Origin of the sequence: Agrobacterium vitis (assembly GCF_037039395.1) — a bacterium.
In the GTDB taxonomy this organism is placed as follows: domain Bacteria; phylum Pseudomonadota; class Alphaproteobacteria; order Rhizobiales; family Rhizobiaceae; genus Allorhizobium; species Allorhizobium vitis_E.
Window position 1 is genome coordinate 1,459,635 of sequence record NZ_CP146242.1, and the last position, 20,678, is coordinate 1,480,312.

Annotated in this window: 19 protein-coding genes; 10 read left to right on the top strand and 9 right to left on the bottom strand. The window is 57.7% G+C overall.

Translation table 11 applies throughout. The annotated features are described in order from the left end of the window. Nucleotides 1-46 precede the first annotated feature (46 nt). The 3 genes from V6582_RS09505 to V6582_RS09515 all read right to left on the bottom strand — a co-directional run bounded on the left by V6582_RS09505 (nt 47) and on the right by V6582_RS09515 (nt 4,958). The gene (locus V6582_RS09505) at nt 47-3,274 is read right to left on the bottom strand and encodes a hybrid sensor histidine kinase/response regulator (RefSeq protein WP_156631071.1); all 3,228 of its coding nucleotides are present in this window, start codon (nt 3,272-3,274) and stop codon (nt 47-49) included. Between the two features lie 138 nt (nt 3,275-3,412). After that, entirely contained in the window at nt 3,413-4,489 is a 1,077-nt protein-coding gene (locus tag V6582_RS09510) for a sensor histidine kinase (RefSeq protein ID WP_156631072.1), read from the bottom strand. A 109-nt stretch (nt 4,490-4,598) separates the two neighbouring features. After that, complete coding sequence (locus tag V6582_RS09515; RefSeq protein ID WP_234889608.1) at nt 4,599-4,958, bottom strand: response regulator; 360 nt, start codon at nt 4,956-4,958, stop codon at nt 4,599-4,601. A 253-nt stretch (nt 4,959-5,211) separates the two neighbouring features. On the opposite strand from V6582_RS09515, the gene V6582_RS09520 reads away from it, so the two are divergent. Next, on the top strand, nt 5,212-5,487 hold the full coding sequence (locus V6582_RS09520) for a CrpP-related protein (protein ID WP_156631074.1): 276 nt from the start codon (nt 5,212-5,214) through the stop codon (nt 5,485-5,487). Here the strand turns inward: V6582_RS09520 and V6582_RS09525 are convergent. Next, nucleotides 5,444-6,028: a cysteine hydrolase family protein gene (locus V6582_RS09525; protein WP_156631075.1), complete on the bottom strand. Its 585-nt coding sequence runs from the start codon at nt 6,026-6,028 to the stop codon at nt 5,444-5,446. The two genes, V6582_RS09520 and V6582_RS09525, sit on opposite strands and share 44 nt — an antisense overlap. Before the next feature lie 57 nt (nt 6,029-6,085). After that, entirely contained in the window at nt 6,086-8,125 is a 2,040-nt protein-coding gene (locus V6582_RS09530) for an NAD(+) synthase (RefSeq protein WP_156631076.1), read from the bottom strand. Between the two features lie 142 nt (nt 8,126-8,267). On the opposite strand from V6582_RS09530, the gene V6582_RS09535 reads away from it, so the two are divergent. The 6 genes from V6582_RS09535 (at nt 8,268) to V6582_RS09560 (ending at nt 14,128) form a co-directional block, all read left to right on the top strand. Continuing rightward, nucleotides 8,268-8,579: a hypothetical protein gene (locus tag V6582_RS09535; protein WP_156631078.1), complete on the top strand. Its 312-nt coding sequence runs from the start codon at nt 8,268-8,270 to the stop codon at nt 8,577-8,579. A 76-nt stretch (nt 8,580-8,655) separates the two neighbouring features. Further along, nucleotides 8,656-8,907: a SemiSWEET family sugar transporter gene (locus V6582_RS09540; RefSeq protein WP_337739191.1), complete on the top strand. Its 252-nt coding sequence runs from the start codon at nt 8,656-8,658 to the stop codon at nt 8,905-8,907. Between the two features lie 216 nt (nt 8,908-9,123). Further along, entirely contained in the window at nt 9,124-9,630 is a 507-nt protein-coding gene (locus V6582_RS09545; protein WP_070163880.1) for a ferritin-like domain-containing protein, read from the top strand. A 98-nt stretch (nt 9,631-9,728) separates the two neighbouring features. Beyond that, nucleotides 9,729-11,876, top strand: coding sequence for a catalase C (gene catE / locus V6582_RS09550; protein ID WP_156631082.1), 2,148 nt, complete (start codon nt 9,729-9,731; stop codon nt 11,874-11,876). 249 nt (nt 11,877-12,125) lie between these two features. Next, a complete protein-coding gene (locus tag V6582_RS09555) occupies nt 12,126-12,989 on the top strand; it encodes an SDR family oxidoreductase (RefSeq protein WP_197434331.1) in 864 nt (287 codons plus the stop codon). Nucleotides 12,990-13,318: 329 nt separating this feature from the next. Further along, nucleotides 13,319-14,128 (top strand): mechanosensitive ion channel family protein, encoded by an 810-nt coding sequence (locus V6582_RS09560; RefSeq protein WP_156631264.1) that lies wholly within the window; start codon nt 13,319-13,321, stop codon nt 14,126-14,128. A gap of 90 nt (nt 14,129-14,218) precedes the next feature. On the opposite strand, the gene V6582_RS09565 is transcribed toward V6582_RS09560, so the two are convergent. Continuing rightward, nucleotides 14,219-14,614 (bottom strand): DUF1236 domain-containing protein, encoded by a 396-nt coding sequence (locus tag V6582_RS09565; RefSeq protein ID WP_156631083.1) that lies wholly within the window; start codon nt 14,612-14,614, stop codon nt 14,219-14,221. A 266-nt stretch (nt 14,615-14,880) separates the two neighbouring features. Between V6582_RS09565 and V6582_RS09570 the strand changes: the two genes are divergently transcribed. Continuing rightward, complete coding sequence (locus tag V6582_RS09570; protein ID WP_156631085.1) at nt 14,881-15,546, top strand: TetR family transcriptional regulator; 666 nt, start codon at nt 14,881-14,883, stop codon at nt 15,544-15,546. 97 nt (nt 15,547-15,643) lie between these two features. After that, nucleotides 15,644-17,290, top strand: a complete 1,647-nt coding sequence (locus V6582_RS09575) for a carboxylesterase/lipase family protein (RefSeq protein WP_156631086.1) — start codon at nt 15,644-15,646, stop codon at nt 17,288-17,290. 72 nt (nt 17,291-17,362) lie between these two features. On the opposite strand, the gene V6582_RS09580 is transcribed toward V6582_RS09575, so the two are convergent. Genes V6582_RS09580 through V6582_RS09590 form a run of 3 tightly spaced genes read right to left on the bottom strand, consistent with a single transcriptional unit; the run spans nt 17,363 to nt 19,330 of the window. Continuing rightward, on the bottom strand, nt 17,363-18,343 hold the full coding sequence (locus V6582_RS09580; RefSeq protein ID WP_156631087.1) for a DUF3618 domain-containing protein: 981 nt from the start codon (nt 18,341-18,343) through the stop codon (nt 17,363-17,365). Continuing rightward, nucleotides 18,343-18,759, bottom strand: coding sequence for a phage holin family protein (locus tag V6582_RS09585; RefSeq protein WP_156631089.1), 417 nt, complete (start codon nt 18,757-18,759; stop codon nt 18,343-18,345). Before V6582_RS09585 ends, V6582_RS09580 begins: the two co-directional genes overlap by 1 nt. Continuing rightward, nucleotides 18,752-19,330, bottom strand: coding sequence for a nutrient deprivation-induced protein (locus tag V6582_RS09590; RefSeq protein WP_234889609.1), 579 nt, complete (start codon nt 19,328-19,330; stop codon nt 18,752-18,754). Before V6582_RS09590 ends, V6582_RS09585 begins: the two co-directional genes overlap by 8 nt. 589 nt (nt 19,331-19,919) lie before the next feature. On the opposite strand from V6582_RS09590, the gene V6582_RS09595 reads away from it, so the two are divergent. Continuing rightward, nucleotides 19,920-20,639, top strand: a complete 720-nt coding sequence (locus tag V6582_RS09595) for an AAA family ATPase (RefSeq protein ID WP_156631091.1) — start codon at nt 19,920-19,922, stop codon at nt 20,637-20,639. Nucleotides 20,640-20,678 lie beyond the last annotated feature (39 nt).

Consider the following 20,678-nt stretch of genomic DNA (forward strand, 5'->3'; position numbering starts at 1 on the left):
TGCTGGCATGCGGAAACTGGATGGAAAGCGCGGTAAGCAGCGATGCTCAATCCGCCGCCGGTTTAAATGCGGCGCGAAGGTCTTCGCTGGAAAATGGCTTTGACACCAAGGTTACCCCCGCTGGCAATCCTTCGGGAAGTTCATGCCGACCACTGGCTATAATAATCCCAAGGCGCGAATGCATCTCTCTCGCCTTGACGACCAGCGTCTCTCCACTCATGCCCGGCAGCCCCAAGTCTGTAACGAGGAAGTCGAAGTGGCCTTCCTGTAACATCTCAATCGCCTGTTCGCCACTACCCGCTTCTGCCACCTGATGGCCGTCGTCCGCGATCATGTCGCAGATGTCCATCCGGATCAGCACGTCGTCCTCGACGACCAGGACCTTGAACCGACGCCCTTGGGCTTCCGGTGACACCGGAATCTCAGGCTCTGCCGTAATCGCTGCTGCCTGAGGTTGTCGGGCCGGCAGAACCTGACGGATCTTCCTCGCCAGAGCGTCGCGGGTGTACGGCTTGGAAATTAGTTCCACGCCTGCATCGAGCCGCCCATGATGGACGATCGAATTTTCCGTGTAGCCTGAAGTGAAGAGGACTGACAGGTTTGGTAGCCGCTCTTTGGCTTTGCGTGCCAGTTCCGGGCTTTTGAGTGCGCCGGGCATGACGACATCGGTGAACAACAGATCAATAGGAACGCCGCTTTCAATCACGGAAATCGCACTTTGAGGATCCGATGCTTTCAGAATGCTGTATCCGAGATCCGATAGCAGCTCGATGACGGTGTCGCGGACGTTGTCATCGTCCTCGACGACCAGAATGGTTTCCGACCCGCCGAGCGAAGGACCGACGTCTTGCCTGATTTCCACGTCTTCGGCGGCCGCCGTCTTCGGAAGGTAGAGCTTTACGGTCGTCCCGTGGCCCGGCTCGCTATAGATCTTCACATGCCCGTTCGACTGCTTGACGAAGCCATAGACCATCGAAAGTCCAAGTCCGGTGCCCTTCCCTTCGGCCTTGGTGGAAAAGAAAGGCTCGAAGACCTGCTCTATGACGTCGGGCGTCATTCCGGCACCGGTATCGGTGACCGCCAGCATGACGTATTGGCCAGGCTCGACCTCCGCATGGCGCGCCGCATAGGCGTCGTCCAAAAAGGCGTTACCCGCTTCGATCGTCAGTTTGCCAGCACCATCCATCGCGTCGCGAGCATTGATGGCCAAGTTGAGAACAGCGTTCTCCATCTGCGTCGGATCAATCGACGTGTTCCACAGGCCGCCTGAGACGATCGTCTCGATCTCGATCGCTTCGCCGATAGAGCGACGCAAGAGATCCTCCATATTCGCCAGCAACCTGCCGAGATGAACGACCTTCGGCGCGAGAGGCTGTCGCCGCCCGAATGCCAGAAGCTGGCTCGCCAACTTGCCTCCCCTGGTCACACCGGCAAGAGCGTTACTGACACGCCGTTCGGCGCGCTCATTTCCGACCACATCCTTGGCCAATAAATTGAGATTACCGGAAATTACTTGTAAGAGATTGTTGAAGTCGTGAGCGACGCCACCGGTCAGCTTGCCGATCGTCTCCATCTTCTGGGATTGCTGCAGGGCGTTCTGCATTTCGAGCAGCTGTGCTGTTCGCTCCTCGACGCGGGCCTCAAGCTGCGCGGCGCTGTTTTCGAGAGCTGCTTCTGCTTCCTTCTGGTCATGAATATCGGTATTGGTGCCGATCCAGTGAGCGACACCGCCGCTGTCGGCCTTGATCGGGACGGCGCGCGCAATGTGCCATCGATAGGCGCCATCATGGCGGCGCAGACGAAACTCCACCTGATATTGCCTGGCGGCGGCCCGCGCTTCTGTCCATTCCTGCGCGACGACATCGATATCATCGGGATGCACCATCGCGGCCCAACCATTGCCAGCCAGTTGATCCGGGCTCATGCCACTATAGGCAAACACCTGATCATTGAACCAGTCGAGTGATCCATCGGAGCGTGCCGTCCAGACGTGGTTCGGCATCGATTGCGAAAGCGTCCTGAACCGTTCTTCGCTCTCCAGAACACGTTTCTCAGCAGCTTTACGGATGGTGATGTCGAGAAAGAGCACCGCGAAGCGTTCAGGCCCTACCTTACGGGCATGCGCCTCATACCAGCGGTTTCCAAGCGCCGGGATATAGACCTCGAACTGTCTGGCCTGTCCGGTATCGACGATTTCTCCATACGTGGCGATCAATTCGTCCTGGACGCCTGGTATCGCTTCCCGGACCGGCTGCCCGATCGTCTGGGCGGCAATCAGCCCCGTCTGTCGCTCGAATGCCGGGTTGATATCGATAAAAACAAAGTCGATGACCTTGCCTTCGGCGTCTCGCACCACCTCAGCGGTGAAGAAGCCCTCATGCATCTGCTCAAACAGCCCGCGCCAGCGCTCTTCGCTCTTCTGCAGCGTGACTTCCGCCTGCTTGCGGTCGGTGATGTCGAAAGCGATCCCGACGAAGCGTCTCCGGCCGCTACGTTCGCTGGATATGACCTGGCCTCGCCGCGCGATCCAACTGGTGTCCCCCGTCTTCGGATCGATACGGCGGTACTCGGCATAATCGAGCGGGTTGCTTTGCCCCAGTCGTTCGGGGCCGGAAGCCGCGCGGTCAGCCGGGTGAAGCAGGCTGATGAGAAGATCGTCGGTGACGCGAATTTTGGGGTCTAGACCCCAGACCTTGCGGTATTCCTGTGAGACATGGAGTTCGCCGGTTTCCGGAAACCACTCGAATGTGCCGACACCGCCGGCCTGTTGGGCAATCTCCAACCTCTGCTCGACACGAACCCTTTTCGTCGTGTCTTTCAAAATCACCAGAACGCCGGCCGGTATCCCGTTCGCACCCAGGATCGGGCTGAAGTCGAGATTGAGCCAGACATCCTCTGGACCTGCGCCCCGTTCAATGACGGCATGACGGTCGCGAAACGAGAGGGTTCGTCCACCCAAGACGACCTTGACGACCCTGGTGTTGAGCGCCGCCAGTTCTGGCCAAGCTTCTGAAATCGGCCGGCCGAGAAACGCGGAATGCCCTTGTCCGACGAAATCGGCGTAGGCATCGTTGTGGAGAACCAAGCCGTCCTCGCCCCAGAGGATTGCCATCGGAACGCCCGCACTGAGGATCAGGCCCAGCGCCTGCTCAAGCACCGTCGGCCACGCCGCGCGCGGCCCTAACCCCGTGAAACTCCAGTCGATCGTGTCAATCGAGCGGGCCAGGTCCCCGCGTCGTCCGTTAGAAGGAGCTTGAGCATTCAGTTTCGGCATGTTGATTTCGCGCAATGATAAAAGCCGCGCTATATCAGACATTCGCAAAAACGTACATGACAATAGCTCTCATCAGGAGCGCTCACGGCAGCCGATCAAGATCTCAATCAGCAGGTGGCCGTCCACCATCTCTCGGTATCACTGTGCGGCCGCCGCTTTCGAGAAAACAAGCGTGACACTCATGCCGGCCTGCGGCGACGAGTTGACTTCGATATCGGCCCGGGCGTTCTGTTTCAAAGACTGAACGATCATCGCACTCAATTTCCCGCGCTTCGGCCATGTGGCATCCTGAGGGAGGCCCGCGCCGTTATCGGCAACGGTGATACGGCAGCCGGTGTCATCAACGACGCAGCGTAGGGTAATTTCTCCGCCGTCTCGGTCGATGAATGCGTGCTTCAGCGCGTTGGTCAAAACCTCGTTGACGACGAGGCCCGCAGGCATCGCGACATTGACCGACACGGGCCAAGTATCGACCTTCATGTCCAGTCTGATCTCTTCGACGGCGTGCGCGGTCATCACCGAGGCGGCGATCTGGCTGATGTAGGAGCCAAGATCAATCGTCCCGCCTTTTTCCTCGTCCGACAGCGAGCGATAAAGCAGGGCGAGCGCCTCGATCCGCCCTGCAAGCTGCGCAAAGCGCTCACTTGCTTCGCTGTGCTGGACGTTGCGCGCCTCCATCCTGATCAGTGCAGTGATCATCTGGAGATTATTTTTGACACGGTGCTGCAGCTCGCGCAAAAGGACGTCTTTTTCCGCCAGCATCTCGCTGACACTTTGATCGGACTGTGCCTGATTGCGAGCGGCGAAGGCAACCAGGCGGAAAAGCGGAGCACCGTCGTCGTCGACGATTGTGTTCGACCATACGTCGATCGTCAGGCTTTCGACCGGTTCATTGGCGAGAAAGAATGCCCCAATATACTCTTCTCCGGACGTCACCGCAGATGTCAGCGATGCCTCGCCTGCGACCGCGCCGGCATTCAGGTCTACCTTCGACCAGGGTTTTCCCTGGACCTGGTTCGCACTCACAGACGTAAGTCGCTCAAACTCCAGATTGACGTAGATCAGCGCCTCGCTTTCTCCAAGTTCGGATACAGCGACAGCAAATGGCACATGATCGAGAAATTGTCGAAACCGGTGGTCATCCAAGGCTGCGGCAAGATGGGGTAGACTAGCTATACCTTCTGGAGAAAGGTTGTTGTCTTCGGTATCACTCATGGGAACGTGCTCAACAGAGGGGCGGGTTGGCTCTGCACAGCACGATAGATCTGCGGTAGCTTCAAAAACCTCCATCGTGAAAATTCGGGCGTCAAAATATACTGACAGCCTACCCGAGCATTCGTTTGATGGCAGAAACTATATCAGTATGAGTATAGGGCTTCGGAAAAAAGCAACTTCGTGCGGGCATCTGCGCAGGTCCGACCCGCTTATGTCCGGAGGTGATGATGATTTCGATCGGCGGCCAGCGATCTCGCACCACATGAGCAAATTCGATGCCATTCAACTCGCCCGGCATATCGATGTCGGTGAAGATCACACGAATATCGGCGCACGCGCTCAGGACCACCAATGCGTCACTGGCATTGGCTGCCTCGCAGACGTTAAATCCGGCATCGGCCAGATCGTCCGCGACCGTCATTCGGATTATGGGCTCGTCTTCCACAATCAGGACCGTTATCGGCGCCATGCTTCTTCTTCTCATTCCAACTACGGTCGCAGATCGTGCCAAATAACTGCCTGAAGTCGCGTTTGTTCCTCTGTTTGTCGCTGTATGAGACGTGTCTGATCGGAGAAGATCTTCGTGTCGGGTGACGCCGATTGGCGAACGTTCTCAGGATTTGCATCTCTTGCTGAGCCAGCGCTAGCCAGTATACATTTTGTCGGCTTCGATTCGAAGTAGGCGGTACGGAGCCTCGCGCTCGACGATCATGAGGATCAGAATGTATCTCGACACACAAATCTCGCTTGATTGGCAACAGCGTGGCATGAATGCTCGGGTGCTCGGGCTAAAGATTGATGCCAATCCTGTCCTGCCTTACGTCTCCCGTGCACAAGAAGCTGTAGAGAAAGACGAGTGGTTACAGAAGGCTGACGCCTGGTCATTCGGCTGGTGCATCGAGGATGCAAGCCGATCGGTCGGTGATAGGCATCACCTCTTTGAAAAATTCGACCCTATCTCGCTGTCGCGAGAAACTCCTCAGTCTTTAGCAATTTAAGCTGCGCCGAGAAGCGATCTCCAAGCACGTCGACGGCGGCATCATGAGTCTCGTCCGCGCCGCTACAGACGGCGTCGCTCAGTACGATCACCTGTAAACCGAGATCGATAGCGCCGAGTACCGTTGCCAGAACACACACATCGGTCTCGCCACCGGTAACTACGACAGTGTCAACGCCTTTCTGCCGTAGGTGCGAAAACAGTCTGCCATCAACCCAGGGCGAATATGTCATTTTGTCGAAGATACCAGCGGGCGGCACGAGCTTCTGAAGCGGAGGAGAAAGTTCGAGCAGCTCCCGAGGCAGATGCTCGCCCGTCATCATCCACCATTTGTGATAGTAGTCCCTCCAACTGCCGGAAGCGTCTTCTGGGCATTTTGGCGGAATGAAGCGCGTAAAAACTGTTCTTTCAGCGTGGCGTTCCGAAACGTCGAGAAGTTGCGGGAGAACACGCACCATCCACGGAACATACCACGGTGTGTCTTCTGCAAACATTCTTTGGGCATCAACGCATATATGCCGCCAGTTGCCGATCTCTTTCATTACTTTCCTCCCGCCGATGCCAACGAACCTCAACCAGGTTGGGAAGTTCCGTGTCGGTCAATCGGGGACCTTTTCTTTCAGCTCCTTAAGCCACACTCGCGCATTCCCATCCGATGGTGCCCGCCAGTCGCCGCGTGGAGAGAGCGAGCCCCCGGACGTGACTTTCGGCCCGTTCGGAGAAGCGGAGCGCTTGAACTGGCTGATCGTGAAAAAACGAAACAGGAAAGTTTCCAACCAGTGTTTGATGGTCGGCAGGTCGAACTCGCGCTTTTTGGCTTCTGGAAAATGAGCCGGCCACGGCCCGGATCCGCGAGAACGCCAAGCGGCATGGGCGAGATAGGCAACCTTCGACGGTTTCAGTCCGAAACGGGTGATGTAATAGAGGAAGAAGTCGTGTAGGTCGTATGGACCGATCTTATCCTCAGTGCTCTGGATCTGCCCCTGATCGTCCGCGGGAACGAGTTCTGGCGAGATGACGGTGTCGAGAATTCTGCTGAGCGTCACGCCGGTTTCAGGGTCAAAAATCTCAGATTTGATCACCCAGCGGATAAGATGCTGGATCAGCGTCTTCGAGACCGAGGCGTTGACGTTGTAGTGGCTCATTTGATCGCCGACGCCGTATGTCGACCAGCCGAGGCCGATCTCCGAAAGATCTCCGGTTCCTAAAACCAGTGCCCCACGCTGATTCGCGGCCCGAAACAGGAAGTCGGTTCGAAGCCCGGCCTGGACATTCTCGAAGGTGACATCATAGACCGGTTCTCCACTGGAGTAAGGATGCTTGAGATCGCTCAACAGCTGTGTGGCGAGCGGCCGGATGTCGATTTCTTCGGCGGTGATGCCCAAACTGCGCATCAGCGACCAGGCGTTGGACTTGGTGGCGTCACCGGTAGCAAAGCCCGGCATCGTGAAGCCCAGGATATCAGCACGCGGCCAGCCTAACTGATCGAAGGCACGCGCTGCCACCAAAAGGGCGTGGGTTGAGTCCAGCCCGCCAGAAACCCCGATGCATAGGCGGTTGATGCCTGTCGTCATCATCCGCTTCATCAGGCCCTGAACCTGGATATTGAAAGTCTCGTAGCAATCCCGGTCGAGCCTACTCTGGTCAGCCGGGACGAAGGGGTAGCGGGCAACCGGACGGGCGAGCTCGATCTGTCCTGCTGGTACTTCGAAGTCAAACTCGATCCGTCGAAAGGATTTCCCCGTCAGATTGAGTGTCGCTGCATCGTTGAATGTGCCGGTCCGCATCCGCTCCAGCCGAAGGCGTTCCAGGTCGATGTCGGCGATACACATCTGGGCACCCGTGGGGAATCGCGCGGTTTCGGCAAGCAGATCGCCGAGTTCGTAGATGCAAGCCTGCCCGTCCCAGGCCAGATCGGTGGTCGACTCGCCAGGGCCGGCGGCCGAATAGAGGTATGCCGACCATGTCCGCGCCGATTGTGCCGAGCACAGCAGCTTGCGTACGTCCGACTTGCCGACAGTGATATTACTGGCCGACAAATTAGCGAGGATGAGCGCGCCTGACAGAGCGCCAAAATCGCTCGGAGCCGCCGGCGCCCAGAGATCCTCGCAGATCTCTACGTGGAAGACGAAGTCAGGAATGTCCCGCGCGGCGAACTGCAGATCAGTCCCGAACGGCACAATCCTTCCGGCCAACATCATCTCCGCGTCCCGGACGTTCCTTCCCGAAGCAAACCATCGCTTCTCGTAGAATTCGCGATAGTTCGGCAAATGGGTTTTGGGAACGACACCAAGGATTTCACCGCCACGGATCACCACGGCGCAATTGTAAAGTCGACCTTCATGCCGCAGCGGAGCCCCAACAAGCAAAACAGGGTTGAGGCCTTCACTTGCAGCAACGATGGTCGCAAGTGCGGCATCGACTGCGTCAAGGAGAGCATCCTGACCGAGCAGGTCGTCGATAGCGTAGCCCGAGATGCAAAGCTCCGGGAAGACCATCATCGCGACCTTCTGATCGTGGCCTTTGCGCGCGAGATCAAGAATTTCATTGGCATTGAATTCCGGATCGGCGACTTCGCATTCCGGCGTGCAGGCGGCACAACGAACGAATCCATGGCTGTAGGGGGAATGAAACTCCATCAACGGGTCCTTTAAGCGCGTGTTAACCCGAGCACGCGGGTTCAAGAAAGAATGCTTGAGAAACACCCAGTACTCCCTCTAGTTCCGCGGAACTGACCTCCGCAATGGTCGTTAAGCTGGGCACGAACGGGGAAACCGCCGTATGGCATTTCTAATAGAAATTTTGATTCCTGTTACGCAGGCCTTGAGTGACCACGGACTTGGGCAGATCAGATCGGAACTCACGACCCGATTTGGCGGCGTAACGCTCCACGCGAACGCTCCTGCCGAGGGATTGTGGGAAGACGGTGGCTCTGTCGAGCGCGACCGTATCGTCATTGTCGAGGTGATGGCAGAAGAACTCGAGCGTGACTGGTGGGCGGAGTATCGAAAAAAGCTTGAGGGCATGCTGGCTCAGGATGAGATCGTCGTGCGCGCTATACCGATCGATCGGCTACAAGGCAGAAACGCATGAGCCATTGCATACCGGTTCCCGCACTTAAGCGAACACGCTATGGCTTGTTGCCCGCACTGGGTAAATGGGAGACACAGTGGACACCACATTGATCGTTGGCTATTTGGCCTCCGCCTGCTCGGTTACGAGCTTCGTCCCGCAGGTCTGGAAGGTTTTGAAGACTGGCGATACCGCGGCGATCTCAGCCCGCATGTACACGCTCACGGTCGTTGGCTTCGCGCTTTGGTCTGCCTTCGGCATACTCAAGCACGAGTGGCCGATCATCCTGACCAACTCGATCTGTTTCTGCCTGTCCGGATTTATCTTGATCAAGAAGCTTCGGAGATAGCCGCCATCAATAGTAAAAGGGTTTTGCAGGCCGGCATCAGTCCCGACAAGAAAACTTATTTCCACTCAGGGCAAGAAGCTTCCCCCGGCTCAGACGCGCCAAAACGTGCTGCCGTGTGCAAGAGGTTGTTCCTCTTGGCCCCGGCTGTCGCGGAACTTCGATCAACTTCGAGTGTTATTGTGGCTCCCACTCTCGAAACTGTGATCGGATCTCACCATGGCTACGGAAAAAACCCTCAACGACCTCTTCCTCGACACTCTGAAAGACATCTATTTTGCCGAAAAGCAGATCCTGAAGGCTTTGCCCAAGATGGCGCGTGCCGCCCAGTCCGAAGAAGGCAAGGCCGGCTTCCTGCAGCATCGCGACGAAACGCAAGGCCAGATCGAACGCCTCGAGCAGGTGTTTGAACTCCTCGGCAAGCCTGCCCGTGGCAAGACTTGCGAAGCCATCCAGGGCATCATCGCCGAGGGCGAAGAGATCATGGAGGAATACAAAGGCACCTCGGCGCTCGACGCTGGCCTCATTTCCTCGGCCCAGGCCGTCGAACATTACGAGATCGCCCGCTACGGCACGCTGAAGTCCTGGGCAAATCAGCTTGGTCTTACCGACGCGATCCCGCTGCTGGATGCCAATCTCCAGGAAGAGATCGCCACCGACCAGAAGCTGACGGCGCTCGGCGAAGCGTCAGCGAACCCCAAAGGCGCCAAGAAAAAAGCCAGCTAAAATTATCCGACACCGATCGGGCCGCCTTGAAGGCGGCCCTTTCTGTATGCGGCAAATCTTTTCTCCTATGCAGCCCCCAATTTCGATCGGAGAGTACCATGGCCAAGAGAACCACAACGAAACCAGCCGCCCCGAAAGCGGCAATCGCGACGATCCACGACCAGAAACTTCAGCGCGGCGCTGGCGGCGAGCTGCATCAGATCGCCGAGGGGGATACCCCCGTCCTGACGACAGCCCAAGGCGGACCGGTTGCCGACGACCAGAATTCGCTGCGCGTCGGCCCGCGCGGTCCCCTCGTCGTCGACGACTTCCATTTCCGCGAGAAGATCTTTCACTTCGATCACGAGCGCATCCCCGAGCGCGTCGTCCATGCCCGTGGTTATGGCGCCCACGGCTATTTCGAGACCTATGAATCGCTTGCGGCCTATACCAAGGCCGACCTGTTCCAGCGTCCCGGCGAGCGCACCGAAGCCTTCGTCCGCTTCTCCACGGTCGCAGGCAACAAGGGCTCCGCCGACCTCGCGCGCGACGTTCGCGGCTTTGCCGTCAAACTTTACACGCAGGAGGGGAATTGGGATCTAGTCGGCAACAACATTCCCGTTTTCTTCATCCAGGACGCCATCAAATTCCCCGACCTGATCCACGCTGCCAAGCAGGAACCGGACCGGGCGTTTCCGCAGGCCCAGACCGCCCATGATAACTTCTGGGATTTTATCAGCCTGACACCGGAAAGCATGAACATGATCATGTGGATCATGTCGGACCGCACCATCCCGCGCTCCTTCCGCTTCATGGAGGGCTTTGGTGTGCATACGTTCCGATTCGTCAACGCCAAGGACGAGTCTACCTTTGTCAAATTTCACTGGAAGCCCAAGCTGGGCCTGCAGTCGGTCGCCTGGAACGAGGCGGTGAAGATCAACGGCGCCGATCCGGATTTCCATCGCCGCGATCTCTGGCAGGCGATCCAGTCGGGCAATTTTCCGGAGTGGGAGTTGCAGGTCCAGCTGTTCGACCAGGAGTTCGCCGATAGCTTCGACTTCGACGTGCTGGATCCGACCAAAATCATCCCCGAAGAAATATTGCCGCCCCAGCCAATCGGCCGGCTGGTGCTGGACCGCATGCCCGACAATTTCTTCGCGGAGACCGAGCAGGTCGCGTTCATGACCCAGAACGTGCCGCCGGGCATCGACTTTTCCAACGATCCCCTTCTGCAGGGCCGCAATTTCTCTTACCTCGATACGCAGCTCAAGCGCTTGGGCGGCCCGAACTTTACGCATCTGCCGATCAATGCACCGAAGTGTCCCATGCACAACTTCCAGCAGGATGGCCATATGGCGATGCGCAATCCCGTCGGTCGCACCAACTATCAGCCGAACTCGCGCAACGAGGGGCCACGCGAGTCGCCAATGCAGGGCTACCGCCACTTTGCCTCCGAGGAACAAGGGAGCAAGGCACGGCTTCGCCCGGAAAGCTTTGCCGACCATTACAGCCAGGCCCGGCAGTTCTATATCAGCCAGACAGGCGCCGAGCAGCGCCACATCGCATCTGCCCTGACGTTCGAGCTGAGTAAAGTCGAGACACTGGTCATCCGCGAGCGGATGGTCTCCCACCTGATGAACATCGACGAGACGCTGGCAACGACCGTGGCGCAGAAGCTGGGCTTCCAGTCCATGCCGAAGCCGGCGGACGCTGCGATGCCGACGCGTCAGGATCTGGAGCCATCGCCTGCGCTTAGTATCGTCGAGCGCGGCCCGAAACGCTTCGAGGGCCGCAAGCTCGGGATCTTCATCACCGACGGCGTAGACGTGGCGCTGCTGAAGGGGCTCGCCGACGCCATCGTCGAAGAGAAGGCGACGTTCGAACTGATTGCGCCCAAGGTCGGCGGCGTAACGGCTTCTGACGGCACGCTGATCGAAGCGCATCACATGATTGATGGCGGTCCATCCGTGCTCTTCGACGCGGTTGCCGTGCTGACATCTACGGCCGCAATCGACGACATCGTCAACGAGGCTGCGGCACGCGACTTCGTCGCCGACGCCTTTCAGCACTGCAAGTTCATCGGCTATGGCCAGTCGGCACTGCCGCTGCTGGAAAAGGCCGGCATTGCCGGTGCACTGGATGAGGGCGTGATCATGCTCCCTGGCGAAGAAGGTCTCGCTTCGTTCGTTGGCGAGCTTGGAAAACTGCGCGTCTGGGGTCGGGAGCCGTCGGTGAAGCTCGGCAAGGCATCCCCGCCAATTGTATAAATACGACGCGGGCGCGGATTGTCTCCGCGCCCGCCACTGCATGAAGGCCTTCGAGGCAATTGTTGACCCGGATCCTGCGGATGTTTTTGTCGAACACGACCCTTTTCTGCATGCGACTGCTGGCTTCCCATCGATTGTGTCCGAGAATGCCCTGTGCCCTCTAAGGGATCTAGCGAGGCAGGCTTCACAGCTGCGGAACTCACAGCAATCTCGACTGTTTCCCGTTTGTAACCATTTCCGGAGTTGATCATGTCAGAAGTGCGCCGTCCCTCCCCTCCTCATCCTCAACAGCATCAATCGCCGCCGGGCAAGACGGCCTTGATGCAACCTATCCCGGATCACGGTGAGCATTCCTACAAGGGTGATGGCAAGCTGGAAGGAAAAGTAGCTCTGATCACGGGTGCCGACTCTGGAATAGGCAAGGCCGTTGCTATCGCTTTTGCCCGCGAAGGAGCCGATATCGTGATCTCCTATCTGTCGGAAAATGAAGACGCGGAGGACACGGCCAATTGGGTGAGAAAGGCGGGGAGAACCGCAATTATCGCCCCCGGCGACATCAAATCAGAGGAATACTGCAAATCCCTGGTGCAGCGGACCGTCAATGAGCTCGGCGCCATCGATATCCTCGTCAATAATGCCGCCTTCCAACGGACGTATGGCGATATCGCCGACATCACCGCGGAGGAGTGGGACGAAACCTTCCGAACTAACATCTACGCGCCGTTCTTTTTTGCGAAGGCAGCCGCGCCGCACATGAAACCGGGAAGTTCGATTATCAATACCACCTCGATTCAATCGAGGCAGCCCTCGCCACAGCTCCTGGCTTACGCATCGACCAAGGGCGCCATCTCAAACTTCACGGCCGGCCTTGCAGAAATGCTGGCCGATCGAGGAATCCGGGTGAACGCAGTAGCGCCCGGCCCGATTTGGACCCCTCTTATTCCGTCCACGATGCCGCCGGAAAAAGCGGCGAAGTTCGGCGAGCAGACGCTGCTCAAGCGGGCCGGACAGCCGGCTGAATTGGCCGGTGCATTCGTGTTGCTCGCTTCCGAACTGGGCAGCTATATGACCGGGGCGGTCATTCCCGTCACCGGCGGCGAAATTATGATCTAACAATCTTTTCAACGGTGGGAGGCTTGGATGCCAGCTCGAAGCCTTTCGAGTTGGAAGCCTGCCTCTCCCTTGTATCAATTTTTTGCCTGGGCGGTGGCGCCGTGGCAATTGTCGATCCGTTTAGCGCTCACAAAGTCTCCTCCAGGACCAAACTTTGATTCAAACGCTCTCAGGCAAAAACAGATCCGGCCCCCGCATCGAGACAGCTCCACATTTCACCGATGACCACTCTCGCATGATAATCAACGACCGTGAGCGGCGATAACCGAACACAGGCATTTCGCACCTTTTGCTACCGCTCGCGCAACCTGAAAGGAACTAGCGAAAATATGGAAAGTCAGACCACAGACGCAATCATGACAAGCCCCAATGCTCTTGCTCAACTCGGTGCAATGGCTATTCATTACGGACTGTCGCTGGCTGGCGCGATCGTCCTATTGGTCGGCGGATGGATACTGTCGGGCTTCGTCAGCCGATGGGCATATAGCGGCCTTTCCCGTATCCACGGCATAGATGAAACTCTTGCCCGTTTTTTCGAAAAGGTCTTACATTACGGGCTTTTGATCCTTGTCTTTGTCATGGTGCTGGGGCAGTTCGGCGTCCAGACGGCGTCGATCGTTGCCGCTCTTGGCGCCGCCGGCCTTGCTATTGGCTTGGCATTGCAGGGGACGCTTCAAAACATCGCCGCAGGCATCATGTTGCTCGTACTCAGACCGTTCCGCGTCGGCGAATATATCGAGACGTCGAGCGTCAAGGGCAAGATCGTTGATGTCGGTCTGTTCGCTACCGAGCTTAGAAACGGCGACGGACTCTATCTGATGGCGCCAAATTCTACGCTTTGGAACACCCCGATTATCAACCACAGCCGGGAACCCGAGCGTCGGCAGGAGCTCACCATCGCTATTGGAAACGATACCGATGTCAGCTTGGTCAAAGACACAATCCTGGCGATCGTGGCATCCGATCAGAGAGTAAAAACCGATCCGCCACCACGGGTTGTCTCTGACGACCTGACGGCGGATAAAACGACTCTCAAGATCGAGTACTGGGCGTCAACTGGTGAGTGGACCGAAACGCGCTATGACATGATCGACAAGCTCAAAGCCGGGCTCGCTCAAAGAGGGATTGCAATCAAGTAGGCATTATTCGACCTGACCAGGGTCAGTTGCCTTGCAATAGTAAGGCCCGATGCTCTCGCACCGGGCCATTTTTATCTTGGCTGATTCTGATCACTCGACGATCTGAACGACCGTATGGGTTCGAGGATCAACGATCACACGCTGGTCGTTCACGACGGCGTAGGCGTAATGTTCGTTGCTAGGAACGGGCGTGAGCACTACCGTTTCGGGGATCGGTTTGCCGACCACCACCTGCTGCTGAACGCGGACAGGAGCAGAAACGGGCTGTTCCTGGACGTAGGTTACGACTTCACGCGGCGGTGGGTCGATCGCCGTTCCGACGATTGCCCCTGCCACGCCGCCCACCGCCGCGCCGACAGGACCACCGACGATGGCGCCCGTGACCGCGCCGCCAGCGGCTCCGTTCACCGTGCTGTTTTGAGCGTGAGCGGCGGTTGCCAATACACTCGCGAGGATGGCCGTAGAAGCGATGATAATCTTACGCATTGGTCTCTCCTTTGCATTACCAATGCCAACACAATTCAAAAGGCAGGATTTGTGTTCCGCTCGGCTTGTCACGAACCGTAACCGATTGAGATGATTAGAGATCGCCTTGCTGAAAACCTGTTTGTACCGCGTGGTTATGGATTTGTCCGCAGCCGGTGTCAGCCCTGTCGTATGCTCGCAACCGTTCACGCGTTTGTTGATCGATGCTCAGCTTTGATGTCTAGATGTGATACACTTCCAGACATCAAAGCATAGGGATATAGAATTTGGCAGATTTCGCCAACAGACCAGCAACGCGCTCATTCCGGCGCAGACCAAAGCAACAGCGCGGTCGCGAGCGCGTAGAAAGAATTCTCGCGGTGGCTTTAGAACTGATCGCGCGTGACGGGGTGGACGCGGTAACGATGAAGGCTATCGCGGCTCTATCCGGCGGTCCGATCGCATCTGTGTACCAATACTTCCCCAACAAAACGTCGATCATCGCCGCACTCCACAGCGCCTATCTGAGTAAGGTGGAAAAATTAATCGGTGAATGCGGCGGCAACGTTGCCGACATCGCCACTCCAACAAAAGCTCTGGCGCTGTTCGGGCGGACCTTTGATCTTTACCGCCGATACATAATGGACAACCCGCACAGTCTCGACCTGTTGAATGCCGTCCACGCCGAAAAGGCATTGGCTGCCCGGGATATTGCCGCTGCTCGCGCTCAGGCAAATTTCCTGTGCGACAGGACGAAGCATCTTGTGAGCAAAGACCGGTGGCAGAATTTCTCAGACACCGTCTTTATTTTCTGCCATACCGCCGCATCAACAATAGGGCTGTCATTCATGGTCACAAGTGCGGAACGCGAAAAGATCATTGCGGAGTTTAAATCAATCGCCCGCATGCAATTGGAAAGTTATTTTACCGGCGTGTATCCCAGATCCGCCTGAGGTCATGTACAGACCCTTTCCCGAGGCCCGGCGAACATCGGCGCATTGCGATCGTGAAGACGCTGCAAAGAAGCCGGAGCTTCGTTATAGAAATCCGATGCGCCAAAAGATCATCGCAGTGCTTATTCTAACGTTGGGGCCATTGATCGTCTCCCTATTGGGACTAACAGCCTGTGCTGTTTATCCGGGCCGTGTACCGGCCATTGTGAAGGCAACGGACAGTGCCCGGGAAATTGTTCGCACCACTGAAGGACTATTGGCCGGAGCGTATTCTCCTGAAGGACGGGCATTTCTTGGAATTCCCTACGCCAAGCCGCCGGTCGGGCCTCTGCGCTGGCGTTCCCCACAGCCTATGACGTCCTGGACAGCGTTGCGCGATGCGACCCACACCGGTTCCCCGTGCACGCAGTCGATTGGACTGAACGTCGCCAGCGGCGGCGGTGGTGGCCTGGTGATTGGCGGTGAAGACTGCCTGTACCTTAACGTTTACGGTCCTCCCGCTACAAAGACACGGCCAGCCTCTCCTTTGCCGGTTATGGTTTTTCTGCCGGGAGGAGCCTTTATTCTCGGCTCCGGTGACAACTACGATCCAAGCAGGCTTGCCCGGACACAAGAGGTCCTCGTAGTCACCGTCAATTATCGCCTGGGCGCTTTTGGATTTCTCGCTCATCCGGCATTGCGGCGCGAGAGCGTTAGAGGTGGGTCAGGTAATTTCGGCCTGTTGGATCAACAGGCGGCGTTGCGCTGGGTCCAACGGAACGTTGAGGCGTTCGGCGGCAATCCCCGAAAAGTGACACTGTTTGGAGAATCCGCCGGCGCCTGGAGTGCCTGTTACCAGGCGGTGTCACCAACAGCGAAGGGTCTGTTTCATCGCGTGATATTGCAAAGTGGGTCCTGCACCGACACGCAATCTTTGGTCTCCGCCGGCGAGGCCGAGCAAGGGGGTATCGCGTTCTCCAGCAGCCTGGAATGTGAGAACGTGGCCGATGTACCCGGTTGCCTCAGACGCTTACCGACCTCTCATATCGCGCGTGCCCCTGCGACACGGCGCGGAATAGCAGGACCTACGAGTTGGGGGCCAGTCTGGGGGGACGTCGTTATTCCTCTCAGCCCAAGTGACGCCTTCCGCACGGGGCGTTTCCATGCCGTCCCCGCCATCATCGGTTCCAATCTCAATGAGGGACGCCTGTTTTCAGTTTTGGTCAGAAGCGAAGATGGGTATCGAGGGCGTCTGCAGCGAGAATTCGGAAGAAGCGCGGCGCGCGTGATGGCCCAATATCCTGTCGCCGCTTATGGATCGCCCGGTCTTGCCTACGCCGCAGTGATGACGGATAGCCGCTTCGCCTGCCCAAGCGAGGATCTGAGGCAAGCGTGGGCTTTACACGGGCCGGTCTATGGCTACGAGTTTGCCGATCCCGCCCCGCCCTTCAGGCTCCCGCGCCTCTTGATAGGTCATTCCATGGGCGCCTACCACGCCTCGGAACTCGCCTATGTATTCGGCACCCCGTGGGCGCTGGCGAGCCCGAGGCGTTTTACGGAGACTCAGAGGCTGTTGTCTGAACGGATTATGGATGCTTGGGGACGTTTTGCGCACGGCGGTCCACCTCTACGGCAATGGCCGGTCACGACAACGGCAGCCTCGAGTATTCTTCAATTCCTGCCACGAGGAGACGAAATCCTCGTGGACTTTCGCGATCGCCATGCTTGTGACTTTTGGGAAGGTGTCCTGACGGGGCCACGGTGAGGTTTCGAAATTGTATGATTGTCGCCCCGCGTGAGGGGCGACAACCAATGGTGTGTGAACGCGGTCAGTACCTCAGGTTCTAAACTTGTCCGCCTCTTCGACGACACGGTCCTTTGCGGCATCGTGAATATCGGAAGCGACCGCGACTGCTTTGTCATAGGCATCGGAGGCTATCTCCTTGCCCTGGTCGGCCAGCGCAGAGGCTTGGGCCGACACTGCTTCCTTGGTGGCGTCGGCAGCCTCACCCAGGAGAGCGTCTTCCTGTTCGGTATGAGGCAAAGCAGTGCCAATCGCCGCACCCACCGCAAATGCAAGGGCACCGCCGACGAGCGGTTGGTCGCGAAACTGCTTCAAGATGGCGTCATTCAGCCTGCCAACCTGTTCCTGGGCCGAGCTGCCCGCAGACGACGAGCTGCGGGACAGGGATGCGGCTGTGTCGGAAACCTTATTCGAAACGCTCGTTGCAGTTTCCTTGATCTGGGACCACGTGTCCGATGCCCATCCTGAAGCTTTATCTAGCGCCGCGCCGGTCTCATCGGCAATGTGCTCGATCTGCTTGCCGCTCGCGTCGGCAAACCCACGATAGGTCTTCCCCGCTTCATCGATAAAATGGCCGGCACGGTTGCCCGTCTCGTCAGTCAGCGCCTTCAGACGCTTACCGGAGTTGTCACTAAAGTGGCTGTAGCGAGATCCGCCCACGGTTTCGGGTGGACCGAGGCGGCGCACAGGGCCGTCGACGGGATAAAGCGGGTAGTCGCGGGCGTAGGTGGCGGTTGCGGGGGCCGGCTCAGCCGGTGTTCCCTGCTTCGCCATTAACCAAGCAAGACCAACACCCATAAGAGCGACGGGAATGGGGTTGGTTTTTACTGCCTGACCTAGATTGCTGACATACTCGCCGCCACCGCTTCCCTTGGCGTAGGCAAGGACCTCATCGATCAGTTGCCCCGGAGACATCCGCTCCTGGATCGCATCGATACGACTACCGATACGCTCGCGATCAGCATCTATTTCGCGCTGGATATCAGCGGAGGTTCTTTCTGTCGAGTTTTCCATCAGAGCTTCTCCTTAACGGCGTCAACGTCACGACGAAGCGACGTCGTCGTCCGGTCAAGTTTCAAGTTACCTGCACGCAGTGCGCTCAGACCCTTGGACATCATCGCCCAAGCAATCGCTGCTATGATCACGCCAACGATCACCGCCGCGAGAGAGCTAGCGCTGGCCTCCATCATTCCCCATTTGATAAACAGCGCCGCCAGGCCACTGACCAACGCACTCAGAAGGACGCCGATCGCGCCGATCGCAAAGACCAGGCCGACAAGCAATGCTTCGACACCGACAAGGGCTTTCGACGCCTTTTCTGACACCTCGGTCTTCGCGAGGTCGATTTCCTTACGCAACAAGCCAGTCACATCGGATACGAGCCCGGACACAAGTTCTGACAAGGGTGCGTTATCTGGAGACTTAGCCATTATCAACACCTCCCGTGCGCAGCGACGCGGTTGACTGGGACGGACCTGGTCGGTCTGTCGAACTCGTTTTTGTCGAATTAGTGGTGCGTGCCGATGACGCAGTCAGGAAACGGCTGGCTGCAAGGCCGGCAAGCGCGGCAACGCCGAGGAACGCGAGCGGCTGTTTACGACCGAACTCCTCCGCCATGCTGGCGATCTCACCGAGATCTTTGCCTTCGATTTCCTTTGCAAAGTTCTGGACGCTGCTGCCGATCTGTTTGGCATATCGGCCGACATGCTGCTGATCAGATCCCTCCAGCTCGGCACCAACCTTCTCGAGGGCAGTAGCGATACCGCCGACCTGGTGAGCGGCAAAAGTCTTCTGGTCGCCCACAACGTCCTTGACCTTTTCAACTGCCGCCTCCCCGCTTTCCTTGACAGCATCGCGAACAGACGTGACATCTTCCCCGACTTTGGCTTTCAGATCCTCGAACTGCGTCGATGAGGTTTCAGGGCTCTGCGATGAGGGCGACGTGGGCTGCAGCCCGAACGGAGGCGTCCCGCCCCCGCTTCTTCCAAAATCATTAGTCATCTCTCTCTCCATCAGGCGTAGTCAGCGGTTGCCGATAGCCGTCAACACGTGCTGGGGAGCTTTGTTCCAGCTTGCCAACAAGCGTCCTCGACACCGGAGCATCGAGATCCTCCAGCTCAGCACGGCGTTCATCAGAACAAAGCATTGTCATTGAGCCCAGGACTTTATGCTGCCTGGTTGCGGATGCTGGGGCGATAGTCTGGGGATCCAACCCTCGCCATGGTACTGAACGGAAGCATAGCGACCGCACTCATACCCGGAACGGCGCCCTTGGTGATCTGGCACGACTGCGCGGAGATTATGACGAAACCGCCATTGCTTCCCTCGCGTTGACGACTAGGTGAGAAGCGCGCTTTCCAGCGGGTTCGGATCGGACTGCGTCTTGGGCATAACCAGTGGAAAGCGGGTCTCGGTGGTGATCGATCGGCCGATAAAACGCTGCAGCATGTCCGTCATGCCGGGCGAGGTAGAGAACGACAGATTTGCTGTCAATCCAGCGTGACGCAAGCTTCCACTTTCACATTAGAATCTCATCATATTGACACGCACCGTGTCTACTGGCCATTCACCAACGAGCCTGGAGTGAGCAATGCCCGTCATTACGTTTGCAAATACGAAAGGTGGCGCCGGCAAAACGACCGTGGCGCTGATCTTGGCCGGCGAACTTTTACGCCGCGGCTACCGCGTCACCATGCTCGATGCAGATCCACAGCAATGGATCAGCCGCTGGCATCGTCTGGCTGGAAGGTCGTCCGGCTTTGACGTGATAGAGAATGTCGACGCCGATACGATTGAAGGTCAGGTCAAGGGCCTGAACAGCAAACAGACCTACATCATCATCGACCTGCCGGGAGGGCTTACCCCGCTGCTCGCGAAAGCGCTCGGTCTTTCGGATCAGGTACTCGTACCAGTACAAGGCAGCGCCATGGATGCGGTCGGTGGAGCTCAAGTCCTCGATATCTTGAAAGAGCTCGACAGAAAGTGCGGCATCCGTATTCCTCACGCGGTTGTCCTCACCAGAATCAATTCGATTATCACCACCAGGTCGCTCACCGCTGTGAAAGATCTGCTGGCAGAGCAGCACGTGGCGATCCTCGATACTGCCTTGAATGAGCGCGCCGCCTACCGGGACATGTTTATCTCGGGCGGCACGCTATACAGTATGGATCCAATGCGTGTCAGCAATCTCGATAAGGCCCAGGAAAACGCCCGAGCGTTTGGCGATGAGATTGCTCAGATGATTCCGATCAAGACCGTTCGGCCGAGAGCGTCCAAAAGACAGAGTGCAGCGGTTAAGCAAGCGGCGTAGATGTACGCAGGATTTGTTGCAACGATATAAATGGCGGAG

Bases quoted from the DNA above. Each gene is read 5' to 3' on its own strand.
- V6582_RS09505 (WP_156631071.1), bottom strand. From the start codon at position 3,274: ATGCCGAAACTGAATGCTCAAGCTCCTTCTAACGGACGACGCGGGGAC.
- V6582_RS09510 (WP_156631072.1), bottom strand. From the start codon at position 4,489: ATGAGTGATACCGAAGACAACAACCTTTCTCCAGAAGGTATAGCTAGT.
- V6582_RS09515 (WP_234889608.1), bottom strand. From the start codon at position 4,958: ATGGCGCCGATAACGGTCCTGATTGTGGAAGACGAGCCCATAATCCGA.
- V6582_RS09520 (WP_156631074.1), top strand. From the start codon at position 5,212: ATGTATCTCGACACACAAATCTCGCTTGATTGGCAACAGCGTGGCATG.
- V6582_RS09525 (WP_156631075.1), bottom strand. From the start codon at position 6,028: ATGAAAGAGATCGGCAACTGGCGGCATATATGCGTTGATGCCCAAAGA.
- V6582_RS09530 (WP_156631076.1), bottom strand. From the start codon at position 8,125: ATGGAGTTTCATTCCCCCTACAGCCATGGATTCGTTCGTTGTGCCGCC.
- V6582_RS09535 (WP_156631078.1), top strand. From the start codon at position 8,268: ATGGCATTTCTAATAGAAATTTTGATTCCTGTTACGCAGGCCTTGAGT.
- V6582_RS09545 (WP_070163880.1), top strand. From the start codon at position 9,124: ATGGCTACGGAAAAAACCCTCAACGACCTCTTCCTCGACACTCTGAAA.
- catE (WP_156631082.1), top strand. From the start codon at position 9,729: ATGGCCAAGAGAACCACAACGAAACCAGCCGCCCCGAAAGCGGCAATC.
- V6582_RS09555 (WP_197434331.1), top strand. From the start codon at position 12,126: ATGTCAGAAGTGCGCCGTCCCTCCCCTCCTCATCCTCAACAGCATCAA.
- V6582_RS09560 (WP_156631264.1), top strand. From the start codon at position 13,319: ATGGAAAGTCAGACCACAGACGCAATCATGACAAGCCCCAATGCTCTT.
- V6582_RS09565 (WP_156631083.1), bottom strand. From the start codon at position 14,614: ATGCGTAAGATTATCATCGCTTCTACGGCCATCCTCGCGAGTGTATTG.
- V6582_RS09575 (WP_156631086.1), top strand. From the start codon at position 15,644: ATGCGCCAAAAGATCATCGCAGTGCTTATTCTAACGTTGGGGCCATTG.
- V6582_RS09580 (WP_156631087.1), bottom strand. From the start codon at position 18,343: ATGGAAAACTCGACAGAAAGAACCTCCGCTGATATCCAGCGCGAAATA.
- V6582_RS09585 (WP_156631089.1), bottom strand. From the start codon at position 18,759: ATGGCTAAGTCTCCAGATAACGCACCCTTGTCAGAACTTGTGTCCGGG.
- V6582_RS09590 (WP_234889609.1), bottom strand. From the start codon at position 19,330: ATGACTAATGATTTTGGAAGAAGCGGGGGCGGGACGCCTCCGTTCGGG.
- V6582_RS09595 (WP_156631091.1), top strand. From the start codon at position 19,920: ATGCCCGTCATTACGTTTGCAAATACGAAAGGTGGCGCCGGCAAAACG.